18 protein-coding genes are annotated in these 19,607 nt (G+C 60.2%); 9 read left to right on the top strand and 9 right to left on the bottom strand.

The window, feature by feature from the left end:
• The first annotated feature begins 25 nt into the window (after positions 1-25).
• The 4 genes from CKA81_RS14065 to CKA81_RS14050 are packed head-to-tail and all read left to right on the top strand — an operon-like array spanning position 26 to position 3,539.
• On the top strand, positions 26-1,036 hold the full coding sequence (locus tag CKA81_RS14065; protein ID WP_128355848.1) for an ABC transporter substrate-binding protein: 1,011 nt from the start codon (positions 26-28) through the stop codon (positions 1,034-1,036).
• Positions 1,037-1,092: 56 nt separating this feature from the next.
• A complete protein-coding gene (locus tag CKA81_RS14060; protein WP_128355847.1) occupies positions 1,093-1,893 on the top strand; it encodes an ABC transporter ATP-binding protein in 801 nt (266 codons plus the stop codon).
• Positions 1,868-2,764, top strand: coding sequence for an ABC transporter permease (locus tag CKA81_RS14055; protein ID WP_394342516.1), 897 nt, complete (start codon positions 1,868-1,870; stop codon positions 2,762-2,764). Before CKA81_RS14060 ends, CKA81_RS14055 begins: the two co-directional genes overlap by 26 nt.
• 10 nt (positions 2,765-2,774) lie before the next feature.
• Positions 2,775-3,539 carry a sulfite exporter TauE/SafE family protein gene (locus tag CKA81_RS14050; RefSeq protein ID WP_128355845.1) on the top strand — a complete coding sequence of 255 codons (765 nt, stop codon included), beginning with the start codon at positions 2,775-2,777 and terminating at the stop codon, positions 3,537-3,539.
• A 10-nt stretch (positions 3,540-3,549) separates the two neighbouring features.
• Here the strand turns inward: CKA81_RS14050 and CKA81_RS14045 are convergent, their stop codons facing one another.
• Positions 3,550-4,176: a LysE family translocator gene (locus tag CKA81_RS14045; protein WP_128355844.1), complete on the bottom strand. Its 627-nt coding sequence runs from the start codon at positions 4,174-4,176 to the stop codon at positions 3,550-3,552.
• A 65-nt stretch (positions 4,177-4,241) separates the two neighbouring features.
• Between CKA81_RS14045 and metC the strand changes: the two genes are divergently transcribed.
• Positions 4,242-5,465 (top strand): cystathionine beta-lyase, encoded by a 1,224-nt coding sequence (gene metC / locus CKA81_RS14040; RefSeq protein WP_128355843.1) that lies wholly within the window; start codon positions 4,242-4,244, stop codon positions 5,463-5,465.
• Here the strand turns inward: metC and CKA81_RS14035 are convergent.
• The 5 genes from CKA81_RS14035 to CKA81_RS14015 all read right to left on the bottom strand — a co-directional run bounded on the left by CKA81_RS14035 (position 5,440) and on the right by CKA81_RS14015 (position 13,013).
• Entirely contained in the window at positions 5,440-6,051 is a 612-nt protein-coding gene (locus CKA81_RS14035; RefSeq protein ID WP_128356820.1) for a trimeric intracellular cation channel family protein, read from the bottom strand. The two genes, metC and CKA81_RS14035, sit on opposite strands and share 26 nt — an antisense overlap.
• A 36-nt stretch (positions 6,052-6,087) precedes the next feature.
• Complete coding sequence (locus CKA81_RS14030) at positions 6,088-6,720, bottom strand: thiol:disulfide interchange protein DsbA/DsbL (RefSeq protein WP_128355842.1); 633 nt, start codon at positions 6,718-6,720, stop codon at positions 6,088-6,090.
• A 71-nt stretch (positions 6,721-6,791) separates the two neighbouring features.
• Positions 6,792-7,469: an SPOR domain-containing protein gene (locus tag CKA81_RS14025; RefSeq protein ID WP_128355841.1), complete on the bottom strand. Its 678-nt coding sequence runs from the start codon at positions 7,467-7,469 to the stop codon at positions 6,792-6,794.
• A gap of 8 nt (positions 7,470-7,477) precedes the next feature.
• Positions 7,478-9,163 carry an arginine--tRNA ligase gene (argS, locus tag CKA81_RS14020; protein WP_128355840.1) on the bottom strand — a complete coding sequence of 562 codons (1,686 nt, stop codon included), beginning with the start codon at positions 9,161-9,163 and terminating at the stop codon, positions 7,478-7,480.
• Between the two features lie 118 nt (positions 9,164-9,281).
• Positions 9,282-13,013, bottom strand: coding sequence for a phospholipase effector Tle1 domain-containing protein (locus tag CKA81_RS14015; RefSeq protein ID WP_128355839.1), 3,732 nt, complete (start codon positions 13,011-13,013; stop codon positions 9,282-9,284).
• Positions 13,014-13,112: 99 nt separating this feature from the next.
• On the opposite strand from CKA81_RS14015, the gene CKA81_RS14010 reads away from it, so the two are divergent.
• A complete protein-coding gene (locus CKA81_RS14010; protein ID WP_128355838.1) occupies positions 13,113-13,457 on the top strand; it encodes a DUF1840 domain-containing protein in 345 nt (114 codons plus the stop codon).
• Positions 13,458-13,469: 12 nt separating this feature from the next.
• Here CKA81_RS14010 and CKA81_RS14005 read toward each other — a convergent pair whose 3' ends face one another.
• From CKA81_RS14005 to CKA81_RS13995, 3 genes are all read right to left on the bottom strand, one after another.
• Positions 13,470-14,486: a BON domain-containing protein gene (locus CKA81_RS14005; protein WP_128355837.1), complete on the bottom strand. Its 1,017-nt coding sequence runs from the start codon at positions 14,484-14,486 to the stop codon at positions 13,470-13,472.
• 185 nt (positions 14,487-14,671) lie between these two features.
• Positions 14,672-16,363 carry a 2-isopropylmalate synthase gene (gene leuA, locus CKA81_RS14000; protein ID WP_128355836.1) on the bottom strand — a complete coding sequence of 564 codons (1,692 nt, stop codon included), beginning with the start codon at positions 16,361-16,363 and terminating at the stop codon, positions 14,672-14,674.
• Between the two features lie 307 nt (positions 16,364-16,670).
• The gene (locus tag CKA81_RS13995; RefSeq protein WP_128355835.1) at positions 16,671-17,243 is read right to left on the bottom strand and encodes a hypothetical protein; all 573 of its coding nucleotides are present in this window, start codon (positions 17,241-17,243) and stop codon (positions 16,671-16,673) included.
• Positions 17,244-17,259: 16 nt separating this feature from the next.
• Here CKA81_RS13995 and rpoN point away from each other — a divergent pair, with 16 nt between their 5' ends.
• The 3 genes from rpoN (at position 17,260) to bfr (ending at position 19,603) form a co-directional block, all read left to right on the top strand.
• Positions 17,260-18,669 carry an RNA polymerase factor sigma-54 gene (gene rpoN / locus CKA81_RS13990; RefSeq protein WP_128355834.1) on the top strand — a complete coding sequence of 470 codons (1,410 nt, stop codon included), beginning with the start codon at positions 17,260-17,262 and terminating at the stop codon, positions 18,667-18,669.
• 65 nt (positions 18,670-18,734) lie between these two features.
• Positions 18,735-19,007 carry a (2Fe-2S)-binding protein gene (locus tag CKA81_RS13985; RefSeq protein WP_128356818.1) on the top strand — a complete coding sequence of 91 codons (273 nt, stop codon included), beginning with the start codon at positions 18,735-18,737 and terminating at the stop codon, positions 19,005-19,007.
• Positions 19,008-19,132: 125 nt separating this feature from the next.
• A complete protein-coding gene (gene bfr / locus CKA81_RS13980; protein WP_128355833.1) occupies positions 19,133-19,603 on the top strand; it encodes a bacterioferritin in 471 nt (156 codons plus the stop codon).
• Positions 19,604-19,607: the final 4 nt, after the last annotated feature.

Below are 19,607 nucleotides of genomic sequence, written 5' to 3'. Positions count from 1 at the left end.
GAACATTGATCCAAAGGAGAACAAAATGAAGACAAAACCATACCTACAATTGGCGGCCGGCACCTTATGCGCCCTTATGATGGCCGGCGCAGCGCACGCTGAAACCAGCGAAGTCACGCTGGCGCGCCAGTTCGGCATCGGCTATTTGCCCTTGACGGTAATGAACAACAACCAGTTGGTCGAAAAGCAGCTTAAGGCAGCAGGCTTGGCCGACACCAAAGTGACCTGGTCACGGTTTGGATCCGGCTCTGCCGCCAATGACGCCCTGCTGTCCGGGCAGCTGAATTTCGCCGCGGGCGGCACGGGCCCGGCGATTATTCTTTGGGACAAAACGCGCACAAACGTGAAGGTACACGGCGTGGCCGCCCTAAGTTCCATGCCGAACCTGCTGGTCAGCATTGCGCCCGAGATCAAGACCATTAAGGACTTTACCGAGAAAGACAAGATCGCCATGGCGGGCGCGGGCTCATCGGTGCAAACGGTATATCTGCAAATGGCTGCTGCCAAGGAATGGGGAAAAGAGAACTACAAGAAGCTCAATTCCCTAATGGTGAATCTACCGCATCCAGAGGGGCTGAATGCAATGCTGTCTGGTTCGGCAGGCATCCGATCCACCTTCACGACGCCACCGTTCCAATATATGGCGCTGGATAAGGAAGGGGTGCATGTCGTATTGAATTCCTACGACATCATGGGCGGGGCCAACACGTTCTTGATGGTATGGGGCACCGACAAGTTCCGCACCGAGAACCCTAAGACCTTCAAGGCCGTTCTGGACGCACTCAAAGAGGCGACAGACTGGATCAATGCGAATCCGCGTGAGGCGGCAGAGCTTTACGTGAAGGATACGGGGGGCAAGGAAGCTGTCGAATTCATCGAGAAGATGATTCGCGACCCCGAGATCCACTACACGCTGGCGCCCGAGCGCGTCTTGCCATACGCCCAGTTCATGAATGACGTGGGTACGCTCAAGAATCGTCCGGAAGCCTGGACCGATCTGTTCTTTCCCGAAATCCATGATCTGAAGGGAAGCTAAGTCGCTCCGGCGCGCCAGGATTTTTGCTGGCGCGCCACTTAGGATAGAGGTTGCAAATGAATCAGCATGATGTGCAAGGGTCGCTACTTGAAGTTCAGGGCGTGACGCTGCAATACAAGACCGTAGAGCATTTAATTACGGCAACCTACAAAGTCAGTTTCAGTGTGGAATCGGGCGATCGATTCGTGCTGCTGGGACCTTCCGGCTGCGGCAAGTCTTCCTTGTTGAAGGCTGTGGGCGGTTACCTGACGCCTATTGAGGGCACCATCCGGCTGCAAGGCCGCGAAGTGCAACGCCCCGGCCCGGACCGCATGATGGTTTTCCAGGAATTCGATCAGCTGCTGCCCTGGAAGACCATAGCCGAGAATGTCGCTTTTCCTTTGCATGCCAGCGGAAAGCTGAACAAGCGAGAAGCGCGCGAGAAAGCCTTGGAATATATCGCCAAGGTCAATTTGACCAAGTTTGCTGACAGCCACCCGCATATGTTGTCCGGCGGGATGAAGCAACGTGTAGCCATCGCGCGCGGCATGGCAATGGAGCCGGCCATTCTTTTGATGGACGAGCCGTTTGCCGCGCTGGACGCCTTGACCCGCCGCAAGATGCAGGACGAGCTACTGCAGTTATGGGACGACACCAAATTCACGGTTCTGTTCGTGACGCACTCCATTCCCGAAGCCATACGAATCGGTAGCCGCATATTGTTGCTGACACCGCACCCCGGGCAGGTGAAGGCCGAACTGAACAGCCTCGCGCGGGACGAGCACGATCCGGCCCTGCATCAGGCGTTGGAAGACAAGATCAACCACATGCTGTTCGCCGACAAGGTCGAAGATGAACGGGAGGTGCATCATGCCTGATTCTATCGAGATGAGGCGGCCACGCCCCGAAGTCCACTACGAGCCCATCGCCTCGGAGTCTTTCGGAATCGTCGAGAAGCCATTGTCTGCATGGGAGCGTGTGTCCAACATCGGTGGCATACGCAAGCTTTTTATTCTTGTGGTCCTTGCCGTGATCTGGCAGGTCTACGCAAATAACCTGAACAACCCCTTGATATTCCCCACGTTCGTGGACACGGTGAGGGCGCTGTTCGAGGGTATTGCGTCGGGCGGACTGCTGCTTAAGGCCTGGACATCCATACGCGTACTGCTCGTCGGCTACGCAGTGGGAATCGCGTTGGCTGCTTTGCTGACGGTATTGGCCATTACCACACGCATCGGTACGGACATCCTCGAAACACTGACGGCAATGTTCAACCCTCTGCCAGCCATTGCCTTGTTGCCCTTGGCCCTGATCTGGTTTGGACTGGGCGAGGGCAGCTTGGTCTTTGTACTGGTGCACTCGGTGCTGTGGGCGGTCGCGTTAAATACCCATTCGGGCTTTCTGTCGGTCTCGCCTACGCTGCGGATGGTGGGGCGCAACTACGGCCTGGGCGGATTCCGCTACGTGTGGCGCATACTTATTCCGGCGGCCTTTGCAAGCATCTTGTCCGGACTGAAGATCGGTTGGGCATTTGCCTGGCGAACCCTGATTGCCGCGGAGCTCGTTTTTGGAGTCAGTTCCGGCTCGGGGGGCCTGGGCTGGTTTATCTATCAGAACAAGAACATGCTTGAAATACCCAGTGTCTTTGCAGGATTGTTCATGGTGATACTCATCGGCCTGTTTGTCGAGAACGTCATATTCAACTCTCTGGAAAAGTGCACGATTCGGCGCTGGGGCATGCAAAGCTAAATAGAGCAAAGTGATCCCCGACTGGGCGTTGCAGCACCTGCCCTCGCTGCCCATATTTGCTGTACTGGCCGGCGCTACCTTTGTCGGTAGCGCCATGAGGGGCTTCTCGGGATTTGGCGCCGGCTTGCTGATGGCGCCGGTGTTCAGTTTGCTGATGTCACCCACCGATGTCGTGGTGCTGGTGCTAAGTCTGAATCTTCTGACCACCTTTCAGATGCTGCCAGACGCTTTGCGTAATGTCGACTGGCGGCTGGTTGCGCGCCTGTTCGTTCCCTCATTGCTGGGCTTGCCTATCGGTCTTGCCATGCTGCATATGGTGGACCCTGCCGTCATGCGCAAGACGATCGCTGTCATTGTGATTCTGGTCGCGCTTCTGATGTTGGCCGGGTGGCATTATCGTGGTCGGCGTGGCCTGGTTCAGGACACAGCAGCCGGTGCCTTAAGCGGCGTTATGACGGCCATCGCTGGCATAGGCGGGCCGCCGGTCATTCTATATATGTTATCGGATCGCTCTTTGCCAATGGCCGTGCTGCGGGCAGTAAGCTTGGTCTATTTCAGTATGGCGCAAGTCGCAACCCTGGTGCCATTAGCTGTCGGTGGCTTACTTACGGCCCAGCAGGGCGTCTATATTCTGCTCTTGTTGCCGGCTGCTGTTCTGGCCAGCTTGTTGGGGGCCCTCTTGCATCGGTGGTCTATGGGCCAGCATCAAGAACGAGTGAGACGGGTGTCGCTGTTCATGTTGTTGGCTATCGGTTTGACCGCCTTGGTGGTGTAGCCGCGCCGGGCTACCGATGAGACATCGCCAGCTTCACGGCCAGTCCCAGGAACACCACGCCCGCCGCCCGGTTAAGCAGTTTCTGCCATCTCGCGGAAGACTGCATCTTCTCGCCCAGGGCACCTGCGAACCAGGCCAGCACGCCAAATACCAGTAGCGTTGCCAGCATGAAGAGCGCACCAAGCAATAAGGTTTGCAGCGCCACCGAACCCCGCGCAGGCGTGGTGAACTGCGGCAGAAAGGCAAGAAAAAAGATCGACACCTTGGGATTGGTCAGATTCATGACTATCCCGCGCCGATACAGCGCAAGGCCGCTGCTATGCAAGGGCTTGTCATCTGTGGTCGGGCGACCGTTGGCGGTCAAGGCCCCCCACGCCAAATAAACCAGGTAGGCGGCGCCGGCAAGCTTCAAAAAATTAAAGGCGGTTGCGGATGTCGCAAAAATGGCGGCCAGCCCGATGGCGACTGCAGCAGTGTGACCGATAAGGCCGGTGCACAGCCCCAGCACCACCAACATGCCCGAGCGGCGACCCCACATGGCCGACTGCATCACGACAAAGACGTTGTCGGGTCCGGGCGCCAGCGCGAGCAGCACGGCGATGCCAAAGAACGATAGGGCGATGTCGAAAGTCAGCATGATGCGCCGTAGCGGTATCCATTATCATCGGGGTTGGATTATCTGGAATTCTTTTACCACACACCATGGCCAAACCCACCTCTGCCCGCCTGGACACCCTGCTGCAACATACTGGCATGGCCAGCTTCGATCCCGTAACGGGCGCTGCCCCGGTAGCTTTGCCTTCCATGCGCACCAGTACAGTACGTTTCGAGAATCTGGCGGCGCTGGACAAGGCGCAGGCGGCCAAAGCCAGGGGCGAGCGCCGCGTAACCTATGGGCGCATGGGCATGGATACCCATGCCGCGCTCGAGGACGTGTTCTGCGAGCTCGAGGGGGCGGACCGCGCCTTCCTGGCGTCGTCCGGCCTCGCCGCGATCACGCTGGCCATGTTCAGCCTGCTTGATGCTAAAGATCACGTGCTGGTGGCAGACTGCGCCTATGGCCCTGTTCGCTATCTGGACAAGACGGTGCTGTCGCGCATGGATATCGAAGTTAGCTACTGCCATGCCACCGTCGCGCAATTGCAGGGGCAACTGCGGCCCAACACGCGCATGCTTTACGTGGAGTCGCCGGGCTCCTTGCTGTTCGAGATGCTGGACATCCCTGCGCTGGCCAGCTTTGCGCACGAGCATGGGCTGATACTGGCTGTCGACAATACCTGGGGCTCCGGCTATATATACCGCCCGCTGGATCTGGGCGCGGACGTATCTATCGTGGCAGGCACGAAATATGTGGGCGGGCACTCCGACCTGATGCTGGGCGCCGTCATGGCCAAGGACGCCGGTCTGATCAAGCGCCTGGGCGAAACCCATTATGCGATGGGGTATTCGATCAGTGCGGACGACGCCTGGCTGGCCTTACGCGGCGCGCGCACACTGCCTATCCGGATGCGGCAAAGCGCCGACAACGCGTTGCGCGTGTGCGCCTTCCTGGCAAGTCGTACCGAAGTCGAACGCATTTATCATCCGGCTCTGCCGGGAGATCCCGGGCATGCGCTCTGGAAGCGGGACTGCACCGGTTCCAACGGCATGCTTGCCGTAGAACTGAAGCTGTCCAACGATCAGGCCCGGCGTTTTGTGGATGGCCTGGCCTTGTTTGGCATTGGCTTTTCATGGGGCGGCTTTGAAAGCCTCGTCCAATTGGTGGATACCTCGCTTCTGCAGGGCCACGGCTACTGGCGGCAGAGTGGAAACGCCGTAGTCCGCCTGCATATTGGCCTGGAGTCGCCGGAAGACCTGATTGCCGATATCGCGCAGGCCTTGCATGCTGCTACCGGAGAAATCAATCCCAGCGTTGGCGATACGTAAAGGTAGGCAGCCGCCAATGAAAATGGATGGCCAGCAGACGCAAGCTCAGGCCGCTGGTGAAGCAAATTGCCGTATTAAGGTTCATGCCTACGCCCTGCGCTTTCAGTATCAGGAAAAGCGCACAGACGGCCAGCGAAACGCTGGCATATAGCTCGCGCCGGAATACGACCGGCACTTGGTTGCAAAGCACATCGCGCAAGATGCCCCCGCTGATGCCGGTGATCATGCCGGACATGATCACCACGACAGTCGGGTAACCCAATGCCAGCGCAATATTGCTGCCTATCAGCGAGAACGCGATCAAGCCCATGGCATCCAGCGCAAGAAAAATGCGATGCAGGCGATGCATGTAGCGCGCTATCACCGTAGTCAATAGCCCGGCGCCCAGCACCAGGTAGACGTACTCGGGGTGCTGGGTCCAGCCTATGGGGTAGTGGCCAAGAATGACGTCGCGGATGGTGCCGCCGCCCAGGGCGGTAACGAACGCAATGACGGCCACACCAAAGATGTCCATATGGCGACGTCCGGCCGCCAGCGCTCCGGACATGGCCTCGGCGGTAATGGCGACCAGATAAATAACGAGCATCAACTGGGTGTCGAGCTCGTGGACGGTTTCCACCGCTTAGCTGCGGCTGACTTCCTCAACCAGCCGTTGCGCCTCTTCTATGGTCGCCTCGTAGCTGTTGGTCATGGTGGGGGACGTTACATACTTGCCGCCCACGGCAATGCTGGGCGTGCCTTCTATCTTGTACAGTTTTGCCAGCTCGTTGGCGCGCGACACTTTGGATGTGATCCCGAACGAGTTAAAGACATCGATGAACGCTTGCTTGTCCACGCCCTTGCTGGCGGCCCAGTCGGCGATCGCGTCGGCTTCGTAGATGCGCTTGCGCTCTTTGTGTATGGCGGTGAAGACCTCGGCGTGCAGGTCAAGGCGATCGAGGGCTTCCAGCGAGTAGTAAAGCCGCTGCAGGTCTGCCATGCTGGCATTGAAGGCTACCGGAACGGGCTTCAGCACGACGTTGTCGGGTAGCGTTTTGGCCCACTTCTGCACCATGGGTTCTATGGTGTTGCAGTGCGGGCAGGTATACGCAAAGAACTCCAGCACTTCGATCTTGCCGGTGGTGTCGGACGGCTGTGGCGGCTCTACCGTTACGTAATTTTCAGCGGCCTGGGCCACGCCCAGCGGCGCAAACAGCGCGCCGGCGCTGACGGCGGCAATGGCAAGCGAGCGGACTAACAGGTTCTTTAGCGACATATGGATTTTCCTGGTGAATCAAAGCCATTAAGACTCAAAACATACTGACAAGTTCATCGGGTGGTGGCCGGTCAAGGGCGCACCACCGAAGACTCGATTTTTTCGGCGCCCAGTCGGGCGCGAGAGCGATTCATTTCGTCTATACCCTTGAAAGGCCCGACGCGCACACGATTGATGGTAGCCCCATTGGATTGTGCTTGTTGCACTTCGGCGGGCAGTCCCATCAATAAGATACGGGCTTTCATGGCCTCGGCGTCTTTCTCGGATCGGAATGCGCCGGCCTGCAGGAAGTAAGTCGTTTGGGTTTTGGCAGCCGCTGCTGGCGCCGGGGTCGCAGGCGCCTCGGTGCCGGGTACCGGTGTAGTCGTGGGTGCCGAGCGGGCCGGGGCAGGCGGCGCATCGCCGCTGGCCAGGCTGGCGATGAGATCGCCCAGGTTGTCCCCGCTGCGGTTCGCGCCGGCGACACCGGGCAGCGGCAAGGGAGGTGTGGCGGTAGGGCCGGTAGGCGCTACACCGGCCGCGCCGTCCTTGCCGTACAGGCCAATGTTGGGGTCGGGCGCGTTACGCACATCGGGCAGCAGCGTTTTAGCCGGGTCGCGGCTGGCTTTGTCGACGAAAGGCATGGGCACCTGGGTAACAAACAGCGCGACTGCCACAGCGGCCGCCAAGCCGAAGATCAGGCCGATCATGATGCCAAAAAGCGTGCTGCCGCCGGATTTGGAGGTGGTCTTGCGACTGTTGCGTGCCATAAGCGGGTTTACATCCTTTCGGGGGCGGACACCCCAAGCAATTCGAGGCCATTGGCGATGACCTGGCCGGTAGCGCGTGCCAAACGCAAGCGTGCCAACTTCAGTTCCGTGTCGTCCACCAGCACGCGCTCGGCGTTATACCAGGCATGGAAATCGGCGGCGCAGTCGCGCAGCCAGAATGCCAGGTGATGCGGCGCGAGTTCTTGTGTTGCCAGTGCCAGGGTGGCCGGGTATTCGGCCAGGCGCTGCAACAAGGCGAACTCGGTGGGAGCCACCAGCTTGTCTACCGCTGCCGTCGGAATGCTGTCGTGCAGTTGGGCCGATTGCGCCAGCATCGAGCAGATGCGGGCATGGGCATACTGAATATAGTACACCGGGTTCTCTTCACTTTTGGACAAAGCCAGATCGATATCGAAGACGAATTCCGAGTCAGCCCGACGCTGGCTCAGGAAGTAGCGCACGGCGTCGCGTCCCACCCAGTCGATAAGGTCGCGCATCGTGACGTAGCTACCCGCGCGCTTGGAGATCTTGACTTCAGCGCCCTCGCGCACCACTTTCACCATCTTGTGAAGGATGTAGGCGGGGAAGTCCTTGGGTATGCCTATGTCCAGGGCTTGCAGGCCGGCGCGCACGCGGGCGATCGTGCCATGATGGTCGGTGCCCTGGATGTTGATGGCCCGGTGAAAACCCCGCTCCCATTTGGCCACGTGGTAGGCCACGTCGGGCACAAAATAGGTATAGCCGCCCTCGGACTTGCGCATGACACGATCTTTGTCGTCGCCCGTGCCCAGCTCGGTGCTGCGCAGCCACAAGGCGCCTTCGCTTTCATAGGTATGGCCGCTGGCGATGAGCTCTTGCACGATTTTGTCGACGCGGCCACTGGTGTAGAGCGAGCTTTCCAGATAGTAGTTGTCGAACTGCAGGCCAAACGCTTGCAGGTCCAAATCTTGTTCGCGACGCAGATAAGCCACGGCGAACGCGCGGATATCGTCCAGCTCGTCTACGTTGCCGCTGGCCGTGACGGCCTGGCCGTCGCTGGCCTGGACCACAGCCCCTGCCTGGAAATCCCTGGCGATGTCGGCGATATAGTCGCCCTTATAGCCATCCGCGGGAAAATCGTCGGCGTCGGGCGCAATGCCCTTGGCGCGCGCTTGCACGCTGACTGCCAGGTTATCGATCTGGTTGCCCGCGTCGTTGTAATAGAACTCGCGCGTGACGTCCAGGCCCTGCGAGGTAAACAGGCGACATAGGGCATCGCCCAGTGCTGCTTGCCGTGCGTGACCGACATGCAGCGGCCCGGTAGGATTGGCCGAGACAAACTCCACCATGATCTTGTCTGGCGACGGCGGGCGATGCCCAAATCGGGGGCCGTCGGCAGCAATGGCATTCAGTACTTCGTGCCGCGCTGCCGTCGAAAGCCGGAAGTTGATAAAGCCCGGGCCGGCAATTTCGGCGCTATCTATAAGCTGCGCGCTTGCCGGCTGGGCCAGCAAGATGTCGACGATTTGCTGCGCCAGTTCGCGCGGGTTGCGTGCGGCTGGCTTGGCCAGTTGCATGGCCACATTGCTGGCCACATCGCCGTGCGCGGCAACCTTGGGCCGCTCCAGGAGCACCTTGGCTGTGGCGTCGGGCAGTATGCTGCGCACGGCATCCTGGATCAAGGAGATTAAGTGTTGTTGTTGCCCTGCAAGCATAAGACCGGTTCTGTATTGGTAACGAAAGGCGGCGCTGCTGGAAGGCCAGTCGCGCACGGTGCCGGCCGCCTGATTATCCTGGGCGCCGGGAAGGCCTAAATGATAACGTGAATTGCCGCTAGGGGCTTATGGGACCCCAGCCCAGTTCATCGTGCAGCCACCGTGCATAGCCCGCCATGTCGACCATCCCGACTGCAGCGCCGGCCTGCCTGCGCCAGTCTTCCAGTCGCTGGATCAAGGCTTCGGTTTGTGCGCGCTGTTCGCGGCCCAAGCGGGCGTGGTCGTCCTGATAGGCGTGTTGCCGTTCGCCGCTTGCAAAGGCCACGCTGCGATCGCCGTCTTGCACACTGCGCGCGGCGACAGAGCGGTCGTCGTGCAACACGGGATGGGTAATTTGCCGATCTGCCGGGTCGGACAGATCGAACATCAGCGCTGCGGCACGGGCTTGCCACAGCATCCAGTTAAGGGCCACGTCAGACAGGTCCGCCTGATGGTGGATGCCGGAAGACATGCCGCGCAGCACACCGCCGCCGATATCAGCATGGGCGCCGATGAAGGGGGCCTCGATAACGTTATGCCCATGGGCGTCGCCGGCGCTGGTCAAAGGCAATAGCCAGCGTCGCTCGTGCAGGGCTACAGCATGGGCCACCCATTCCCAGGCCGGAGAAATCGACAAATCGTATTGGGCGTTGTTCAAGCCGCCCAGTCCGAACTGGGCCACGGTATCGAACAAGCCCATGAAACGCAGGTCTACACAGGCGCTGATTACGCCACGCAGCGTGTCCTGAAACGCGAATAGCGTGCCGGTCATGTGCTGATTGATCAGATTGCCGAAGTGGCGGGCCAGGGCAGCGCCGCGCGAGTAGCCGATGATGTCTATCGGGATGTGCTCGCCCGTGTTGCTGGACTGATGCAAGACATCCAGCAGGGATTGCCACTGGTTCTCGATGATCTGCGGCGCGCTCGAGGCCGTGGCGGCATCCCAATCGATGGAGGTCGAATTACCCGGGCCGGCGTGGTAGTAGACGGGCCCATCGCGGTACGCCTGGCTTAGCTTCCAGACGTTGCTTTGTGTTTGAGGGCTATGCCGGGTGCCGTCGAAAGCAAACAGCAGCAAGCCCAGGGGGTCGACATGGCGGCGTGGTTGCTGGTCGGCATACCCGAGCGCCTGGCTGCCCGGTATCGGCCCCAGGGGGTCGGGCTCGAGATAGTGGCCCCATTCGGGCAAATAGGTGCGCAGCACGTTGTCGTGCCAACCGGTAGCGGCGTCAAAAATTTGCCCGGGCAATCGTAGGTCGATATCAAGGTCGCCCGCCAGGCGTTGCGCTTGGCCCATGGGGGTATAGCTGGCCAGCCACCGTAGCTTGCCCTGATGATCGGTGATCAGTCGCGGCGCGCCGATAAGGTCGGCGTGTACAAAGTTCAAGGTGGCTTGCCTGCTGTCGCCGTCGATATAGTCAATGAAGCCGACTGGCGTGTGATGCGCATAGATGTAGCGCCGGCCGACCGGCAGGCGTGGCGTTTGGTCGTCGGCTTCCGTCTTGCCAAGGACTGCATCGGGCGCCTGCCTGGTATGGCCGGGCAGTTGAGCGACCACTCGGTTATCCAGATAAAGAAAATGCTGGCTGCCCGTGGGGCCATGGCTGACGATACGGTGCCCATAGGCGTTGTGGTGGTACTGGGCAATTACTGTATTGCCTTCGTCCACCTGCTGTAGGCGCCGGTTGGCCCCAAAGCGCAATGTGCGACTACCGATGGACGTGGGCAGGCCGGAGACATCGCGCTTGATGGCCGGCTTCATGCTTATGCCCTGCACCCGCTTTGCGGCCAGGCTGCCATCACTATGCCAGGCATACCAATAAGGCTCAGGCGGGTCTCGCGCCGCCTCGTTGTCGTCCTGCCTTGTGCGCGTTGCGACGGCCAGGCGCCCCTGGGTATCGTAGCCGTAGGACCAGGTTTCGTCGTGCTTGGCATCCGGAACGGCATGGTGCTCGAGCGCCAGCCGCCCTTGCCCATCGTACTGCGTGCTTGTAGTCCATACGGGCTGATCGCCACGCAATAAGCGCAGTTGGCCAGCCCGGCCGTCGCGGTCCAGCAGGGTGACCAGGCGTAGTGCATTGCCGTACTGGTATCCCGCCTTGCCGGCGTTTGTGGCGATTACCACATGGCTTTTCCCGCCAACATCATGCCAGTGGATATTGGTGAGCCTGCCGTCGGCGTGCCATTCGTAGCCTAGCGAACCGCCTTCCGGCAGGTGGTGTCTGACGAGCCGGTCTGCGGTGTCGTAGTCGAATGATTCCGTATAGCGTATTGCGGCACTGTGGGCGGTGGCGGGCCGCTTGACCCGACGCTGTTGCAGGCGTTGATGGTCGTCGTAGCGGCGCAATTCGGCTTCTTGCGGGTGCTCGACGCGCATCAATTGCCCGCCGCGCCAGCTTAGCGAACTGACGACCGCCTGCCCGCCATGGTTGCGTTCAAGCACGCGATGAGGCCGCTGCGCGCCATCGTGGAAATACATGACATGGTCGCCGTTTGCATAGTCGCGGCGGACAGGCCGGTGCGCGCGGTTGTACGCCGTGGTCTCCATGCCCGTGAGCGTGGATTGCCACGAGTGCATGGCGCCGCCGGCCTGATAGTTCAAGACCAGCCCGGGCCAGCCCGAATCCGCGATCTGCAAGCTGCGTATCACGCCATGCTGATCGCGCTGCAACAAGGTGCCGTCCAGTTCGGTCAGGCGGCCTGCCTGGTCGTATCGAACGCCGCTGCGGGACAACGGGCAGGCCGGGCAGGCCCTGCTGCTGATTTCAGTCAGCCGCAGGCGTTGGCCATGCGCGGCCGTGATGAAACGTGTTTCTCGCCCTTGGGCGCCATGCACCGCAGTGAGCCCGGACGGCGTTTCTGGTGACCGTAGATACTGAAGGCTTAGCTTCTGCGCCGTGCTGTCTGGCGGCCCCGCGATGGACAGTATGGCTCTGCCTTGGGCATCGTATGCCCAGGTATTAAGGCGGCGTTGGTGTTGTTGGTCGGCCGAGACGATCTTGATGCCTGTCAGTGCGTGGTCGTTGCCGGCCTGGCGCTGGGCCTCGTAAAGATATCGCCGCTCCATGCCATCGGGGCGCAGCACTGCTGCCAGCCGCAACGCGTGTTGCCCGGGCTGGTGCTGGTAACTAAACCGGCCTATGGGTGTGTCGATATGACGCAAGCGGCGCTGGCCGTCCGCGATGTCGTAGGCGAAAGTCAGCGCTATCCCTCTTCGGTTGCTGATGCGCGTTATGGCGTGCTCCAGCGGACTGCCAGGGGGTTCGCGCTGTATGTCCACATGCAGCTGGCCATCGTGATGTATGCCCACCAGGTAGCCTTGTGCGTTGAAAGTAAGGCGTCGTCCGTTGGGCCAGGCCCATACCCATAAACCACCCTGGCTTGACAGGCTGCCGTGGTGCCCAATGGCGCTGGTAGCGTGGCTGTTGAGGAAGACAACACGGCTGCCATCGGCCTGTTCGATTTGCCAGCGCCGCCCCACGCGCCGCAAACGCGTGTCGTAAGACAGCTGCCAGCCGGCGCCCAGCCATGACGGGCGGCGATCTTGTGCGTTGTAGTGCCGCACGATTTCGATGCCCGGCGCCCAAGGCCCGGCAGGGAGGTCGGTTTCCTTCTGGTACTTGTTGCCGGTGGCCAGGTGTATGGGGTTACCGATGCCTAACTGCAGCGATGGCTCGGTATTACCGGCGCTGGCCACCCCGCCCTGCGCGCAGGGTTCCCCCAGGGGCGACGGGCCGCAAGTTCCCTGGGCCGGCGCCCAACTTGGTGCGCACGCCCAGGCCAGCAGCAAGAGCCGGATCGCAGGTTTCATGAAGATATCTCGCACGGCAAATTATGCGGATATTTTCTGGCTTGGCAGCCTCTTGAAGATGCTGTAGTGTAGGCATGTGTCTATTGAGGGAAACCGAATATGCTAGTTGTCTTTCACTCTAAAGCTGCCGCTGAAGTGCTCATGTTTGCCAAGGATGCCTTACCTATCCTGCAAGCCGCCGGCAAGCCCTATACCGACACGCTCCCCGAGCGCGGGGTTATTATCCGCGACCAGTTGGAATCAGCCATCAAAGGTATTGAGCAGGCCATGGCGATCGACACGTCGTCGGACGAAACCGACGACAACGACGATAACGACTCGAAAGAGCATCCCATATCGCAGCCAGTCAGTTTTCGTCGGCGTGCCTTCCCCCTGCTGTCCATGTTGCGTGTCTCGCATGAGCGCAATGTGGACGTCACGTGGGAGCCCGCTCCCACGTGGTAGTTTGCTTAAGGGCTAACTGCCGGCCTTGTCGCTGGACTGCGCGCTGGGGCTGACCGCCCCGGCGCCGCCTGATTCGCTGCCACCGCTGGTGGCGCCACCACTTGGCGATGTGCCGCCCGCGCCGCTGATGCCCTGGGCCCGTCCACCCGGCGTCGATCCGCCGGTGCCGCCGCGCTGCACCCGTATGCGGTTATCTACATCCTGTACGCCTGCGCAATCATCAGCACAATCTTCAATGGCATGTTTCATATACCGCTCAGGCACCGTGCCTGACAGCGTCACATGTCCCTGTGCTACATCGACCGACACCTCGCTGACATCAATGCCGCTATGGGCCAGGCGCTCGCAGACGTCTTCCCGTATGCGCTCGTCCGAACGCTGATAACCCTTGGGCATATAACGCTGTGAACGACCGCCTTGACTTTCGGAGGCGTCGCCGCCGAACCGGTCGAATCCGCGGTAAGAGCCGCCCTCCCAGTTGGCTGCTCCACCGCCGGGCGACTGAAACCGTTGGCCGCCACGGTAATTGCCTTCTGATTCTTCGCCGCCTGGATAAGGCAGATCGCGCCCGCCGTGGCGCCCGCCACGACCGCCGTAGCCGCCGCCACCGCCGTATCCCGAACTGCCATAGTCGTCGCCGCGTTGAAAGCCGCCCAGCTCGCCACCTTGACCGGCGCCAGTTCCTCTGCCGCCACGGCTACCGCGCGCACCATAGTCGCCGTATTCTCCGTCGTATCCGCCGTAGCCGGTTTCCGGGCCAGACCGTTCATGTATGCCGTATTGGGAGCTTCGCCGTCCACCCGCTCCGTCGTCGTCCATATTGCCGTAGTTGCTGCGCTCGAACTGGTTACGTCGCTCTTGGCCGCTTTGAAATAGCGACGACTCTGCTCGGTGCTGTCCCCGCTCACGGTACCCGCCGCCTTGCCAATCGGGCTCGCCGAAGTCGCGTTCATCATAGTCTCTGGCGCTACCTTGGCCGAACTCACGGCCACTAAAATCGCCGCGACGGCGCTGATCGTCGTTACGCATAGCATTCTCCTTTAAAAGTCGTTCCGGACGAGCCTTCGGCTCATCGTCATCGGTACAACTGCGGGCAAGTGCCATGCCATTCGACTCATGCTGCGGCCACAGCGGCAGACATAAAAAAACCAGCCTCGAGAGGCTGGTTGGATAAGAGGTGCCCAAACGCTGCTGCGGCGGCTAGTTATGCAGGGCTATGCCGCCAGGGCGTCCACCCCTTCGGCGACCACATGCCGGTTCACAGCGCTAAGAATGGCCATGAATGAGGCGGTGACAATGTCTTCATGTATGCCCACGCCGAATCCTGTGGGGGAATCGCCTACGCGCAGTTCTACATAGCTGGCCGCCCGCGTATCCGTGCCGGTGCCGATGGCGTGCTCGTGATAGTCCATGATGCGCACGCCCGCGCCCAGGGCGTTGACGAAGGCAGAAATCGCGCCGTCGCCTTGCCCTTCCAACTGACGAACCTCGCCGTTGTGCTCGAGTTCAACCTCGATGGCAAACTGTTTGCCGCTGCCCGCCTTGGGATCGCCCGTGATGCGGTGACGCACCAACTGCCAGGGCTGATTGCGCTGCAGGTATTCTTCATTGAAGATGTCAAACACCTTTGCCGCCGTCACTTCAGCGCCTGTTTCGTCTGTGACGCGCTGAATGGCACGGCTGAACTCAATTTGCAAGCGGCGCGGCAAGACCAGCCCGTGCTCTTGCTCCAGCAGGTACGACACCCCGCCCTTGCCTGATTGGCTATTGACCCGGATGACGGCATCGTAGCTGCGGCCCAGGTCGGCCGGGTCGATCGGCAAATAGGGCACTTCCCATGGAGCGTCCGCTTCCTGCCGGGCAAACCCCTTCTTGATGGCGTCCTGGTGCGAGCCCGAAAACGCCGTGAAGACCAGGTCGCCCGCATAGGGGTGGCGAGGATGGACAGGCAGTTGGTTGCAGTACTCGACGCAGCGGCGCACTTCGTCGATGTCGGAAAAATCCAGACCCGGATGTATGCCTTGGGTATAGAGGTTAAGCGCCAAGGTGACCAGGTCGACGTTGCCGGTGCGCTCGCCGTTGCCGAACAGGCAGCCTTCGATGCGATCGGCGCCCGCCATGACGGACAGTTCGGCAGCGGCTACCGCCGTACCGCGGTCATTATGTGGGTGCACACTAAGGACAATGCAGTCGCGCTGAGCCAGGTTCTTATGCATCCATTCGATCTGGTCTGCATACATATTGGGCGTCGTGGCTTCGATGGTGGCAGGCAGATTGAAAATAATCTTTGATTCCGGCGTGGGCTGCCATGCCTGCGTCACCGCATTGCAAACTTCCAGCGCGAACTCGGGTTCGGTGGTGCTGAAGACTTCGGGGGAATACTCGTAACGCCAGTTGGTTTCGGGATGCTGACGGGTCAGTTCCTTGATCAGGCGGGTGCCTGTCAGTGCGACTTCCTTGACTTCGTCTTTGCTCATGCTAAAGACAATCTTGCGAAAGGCCGGGGCGCAGGCGTTGTACAGGTGCACGATGGCGTTGCGGGCGCCTGCGGCAGACTCGACCGTGCGTCGGATGAGGTCCTCACGAGATTGCGTCAATACGATGATGCTGACGTCGTCGGGTATGCGGTCTTCGTCGACCAGTTTGCGCACGAAATCGAAGTCGGTTTGCGATGCAGACGGAAAACCCACTTCGATTTCCTTGAAGCCTATCTTCAGAAGCTGCTCGAAAAACCGCAGCTTGCGCTCGACGCTCATGGGCTCGATCAGAGACTGGTTGCCATCGCGCAGATCAGTGCTCATCCAGATGGGCGGTTTCGTAATGCGCTTGCTGGGCCAGGTGCGCTCGGAAAAGTCGCGAGTAAAGGGGACGAACGGACGATATTTATCGGACGGGTTCGAAATCATGGAAAGCCTCGTTGGAACTGGATATTTGTTTGTCGCCACCACCGGAGCTTCGTGCAACACGCTCTTTAAGATCAATTACGGTAGAGGTGGAAAAAGATGTGGCCGGAAAGGGCTGCCGAACTGCCACGCGTCGCTAGGCTCGGCAACCGATCGGTAGTAGCAGCGAAAGCGATAGGGCGGGAACGCCAATGAGGCTACGCAGGGCTGCGCAGGGAACACGCAACGCGCCGTCGGCAGAAAAACTGCTGGCGGCGACGTTAAAAGAGGAGGCGTGTTGCGAACTCATGCCCTATAGTCGATCATATTTTTAGACGCTTGGCAAGTCTTTAGCGCCTGCCGGGGCGCTCGGCGCATCGGCTAAAAGCGCTGCCTGTCGTCGTGCCAGGGTGATCTTGGCGTATCGACCATTGCGCAGCTCGGCGGCGGTGCGTTGCAGATCGCCCACGGTCAGTGGCTCGCGCGGGTCGCGCCAGGACCAGCGCAGGACCTCGCGCGCGGGCTCGGACAGGCGGGTCGCCAACATCTGTACGGTTTCCTCGCGAAGGTGCCTGGCGCGAGCACGGTTTAACGCCGCCCGTACAAAACCGTACAAAAAATAGGCAATAATAAGCGTACACAAGGCGACCACCGCCCACCAGAAGAAGGGGTTGTATTCTTTTAGCAGGGTTACCACCCGGGCCCCTAGTGCATGCAGGCCCTCGTAGTTGATACCGCGGCCAAATTCCACTAGCCGGTTAAGCAGGTCATACCAGACCAGCGCCACGACGGCGATGACTACGGCACACAAGATCTTTTGACCTGCGGTTAGTTTCAGCAAGGTCGTACGCAGCAGTGCGCGATCCTGGCTGGTGGGCTGCGGTGGTAGATTGGTTGATGTCATACGGCGTATTTTAACTATGCAATCGCGTCAGTCTCTGGAACTTCGTCAACATCAGCAGTTGGCGCTGACCCCTCAGCTGCAGCAATCGATACGATTCCTGCAGTTGTCGGCGCACGAACTGGAGCTGGAAGTGGCCCAGGCCCTGCTCGAAAACCCGCTACTCGAACGTGACGAAGAGTATGACACCGTTACGCCCGATACGGTAGCGGACGATGCCCACGCGCAGGAAGACCGATGGGATACCCCTGGCGCCTCCAGCGGCAGTGACGGCGCGGGATCGTCCGACGCTCCCACACGTCCAGAAACGGCCTTGGCTGTAAGCTTGCAGGAGCACCTGCACGAGCAATTGCGGCTGACGCGTGCCCAGGCCCGCGATACCGCCCTGGTGTCCCTGTTGATCGATGAACTCGATGAAAACGGCTACCTGCCTACACCACTGGAAGAGATTCTGGATTGCCTGCCCAAGGCGCTAGGCGTGAGAGCCAGCGAATTGCAGGCCGCTTTGAACCTGCTTCAGTCTTTCGACCCTCCAGGGGTGGGCGCTACTTCTCTTGGCGACTGCCTGTGCCTGCAATTGCGCCAATTGGCGGGAGGGTCGGATACCGGCATTCCCGGGGATGTTGTCGAGTGTGCCCAGCGTATAGCGCGAGAACACCTGGCCCTGTTGGCCACCGGCAATATGACCAGGCTGCGTGAAGCGCTGGATTGTCCGCTGCCCCTCTTGCGCGCCGCACATGCTTTGTTGCTGCAGCTTGAGCCCAAGCCGGCACGCGACTGGGCGAGCTCGACGGCCGACTACATCGTCCCGGATGTATTGGTGCAACGCGTGGGGGATCGCTGGATCGCCAGAATAAACCCCGCAGTCATGCCGCGCTTACGCGTTAATGCACTGTACGAAGGCATGCTCGCCACATCTACCGCGACCACCGGCCTGCACAGCCAATTGCAGCAGGCGCACGGCTTGATCAAGAGTGTGCAGCAGCGCTATGTGACGATATTGCGTGTGGCGCAGGCCGTGGTTGAACGGCAACGCGATTTTTTCGAACATGGCACCGCTGCCATGCGGCCACTGGGTCTGCGCGATATTGCCCAGGAGCTGCAAATGCACGAATCCACCGTATCTCGCTCGACCAAGCAGAAATACGCACAGACCCCTTGGGGCGTCATAGAACTGAAGCGTTTCTTTGGCGTGGCCTTGCAGACCGACGATGGCGAGGCCACGTCCGCCACAGCGGTGCGCGAACTGATCCGCAAGTTGGTAAGCAATGAACCCCCTGGCAAGCCGCTTTCGGACAGTCAGATAGCCTTGCGGCTGGCCGACCAAGGCGTCGTGATTGCCCGCCGTACCGTGGCCAAGTACCGGGAAGCGGCAGGCATCGAACCGGCTATCTTGCGCAAGGCCCGAGCCGCGCTGGATCCGGTGTAGTGTTTTGTGCCACAGGATGATTTTTCAGATTGATCTTTCGCGCAATCTGGATGATAATTGTTCTCATGTTCATTTGTATCTGTAACGCCATCACCGAACGCCAGGTTCAGACTGCGGTCGCGCAGGGCGCCACCACGATGTCAGACCTGCAAGGCCAGCTTGGCGTTGCGGCCTGCTGCGGCTGCTGCGCCGAGACGGCGGCAGAATACCTGCCGGGTGGTCGCTACGCTGGCCAGGTCATGCACCAGCACGATGCCGGCGCATTGGTGTGCGATGCCGCCAACGACGCACGTATCGTGGCAACATCCATGGTCGAAGTGGCCGTCCGTCGCGCCTGAAGTTTCTGGTAACGATTTTCCGCGGTCGCAATGGCCGCGGGTCGGGCTGTGCCCTCTGAATTCCCCAACCATTTCCGGTGCCGCCATGGTAGCCTTACGACTGACTTTGCTTCAGGAGTATGGCCATGAAAGGCGACACAACCGTAATTCAACATTTGAATGCGCAGCTCAAGAACGAGCTTACCGCCATTAACCAGTACTTCCTGCATGCACGCATGCTGGATCACTGGGGTCTGACCAAGCTTGGCAAGCACGAGTACGACGAATCCATCGGGGAAATGAAACACGCAGATCGACTGATAGAGCGTATTTTCATGTTGGATGGCTTGCCCAATCTGCAAGATCTGCACAAGCTCATGATCGGCGAGGACGTGCCTGAAATCCTGTCCTGCGACCACAAGCTGGAATCGGCTGCGCAGGCCACCGTCAAAGAGGCCATGGCCTATTGCGAGTCGGTGCGCGATTTCGTCTCTCGCGATCTGTTCCAGGACATCCTGAACGACACTGAAGAGCATATCGACTGGCTGGAAACCCAGATGGAATTGGTCGAGAAGGTAGGCTTGCAGAATTATCTGCAGTCGCAAATGGGCGAATAGCCTC

The organism is Pollutimonas thiosulfatoxidans (assembly GCF_004022565.1).
Classification (GTDB): Bacteria; Pseudomonadota; Gammaproteobacteria; order Burkholderiales; family Burkholderiaceae_B; genus Pusillimonas_D; species Pusillimonas_D thiosulfatoxidans.
The sequence above is the reverse complement of the archived record's forward strand: the minus strand, read 5'-3'. Positions and strand labels throughout refer to the sequence as shown.

Coding starts and splice junctions, on each gene's coding strand:
- CKA81_RS14065 (WP_128355848.1), top strand. CDS start 26: ATGAAGACAAAACCATACCTACAATTGGCGGCCGGCACCTTATGCGCC.
- leuA (WP_128355836.1), bottom strand. CDS start 16,363: ATGATTTCGAACCCGTCCGATAAATATCGTCCGTTCGTCCCCTTTACT.
- CKA81_RS13985 (WP_128356818.1), top strand. CDS start 18,735: ATGTTCATTTGTATCTGTAACGCCATCACCGAACGCCAGGTTCAGACT.
- metC (WP_128355843.1), top strand. CDS start 4,242: ATGGCCAAACCCACCTCTGCCCGCCTGGACACCCTGCTGCAACATACT.
- bfr (WP_128355833.1), top strand. CDS start 19,133: ATGAAAGGCGACACAACCGTAATTCAACATTTGAATGCGCAGCTCAAG.
- CKA81_RS14055 (WP_394342516.1), top strand. CDS start 1,868: ATGAACGGGAGGTGCATCATGCCTGATTCTATCGAGATGAGGCGGCCA.
- rpoN (WP_128355834.1), top strand. CDS start 17,260: ATGCAATCGCGTCAGTCTCTGGAACTTCGTCAACATCAGCAGTTGGCG.
- CKA81_RS14060 (WP_128355847.1), top strand. CDS start 1,093: ATGAATCAGCATGATGTGCAAGGGTCGCTACTTGAAGTTCAGGGCGTG.
- CKA81_RS14045 (WP_128355844.1), bottom strand. CDS start 4,176: ATGCTGACTTTCGACATCGCCCTATCGTTCTTTGGCATCGCCGTGCTG.
- CKA81_RS14010 (WP_128355838.1), top strand. CDS start 13,113: ATGCTAGTTGTCTTTCACTCTAAAGCTGCCGCTGAAGTGCTCATGTTT.
- CKA81_RS14005 (WP_128355837.1), bottom strand. CDS start 14,486: ATGCGTAACGACGATCAGCGCCGTCGCGGCGATTTTAGTGGCCGTGAG.
- CKA81_RS14035 (WP_128356820.1), bottom strand. CDS start 6,051: ATGCTCGTTATTTATCTGGTCGCCATTACCGCCGAGGCCATGTCCGGA.
- CKA81_RS14025 (WP_128355841.1), bottom strand. CDS start 7,469: ATGGCACGCAACAGTCGCAAGACCACCTCCAAATCCGGCGGCAGCACG.
- CKA81_RS14030 (WP_128355842.1), bottom strand. CDS start 6,720: ATGTCGCTAAAGAACCTGTTAGTCCGCTCGCTTGCCATTGCCGCCGTC.
- argS (WP_128355840.1), bottom strand. CDS start 9,163: ATGCTTGCAGGGCAACAACAACACTTAATCTCCTTGATCCAGGATGCC.
- CKA81_RS13995 (WP_128355835.1), bottom strand. CDS start 17,243: ATGACATCAACCAATCTACCACCGCAGCCCACCAGCCAGGATCGCGCA.
- CKA81_RS14015 (WP_128355839.1), bottom strand. CDS start 13,013: ATGAAACCTGCGATCCGGCTCTTGCTGCTGGCCTGGGCGTGCGCACCA.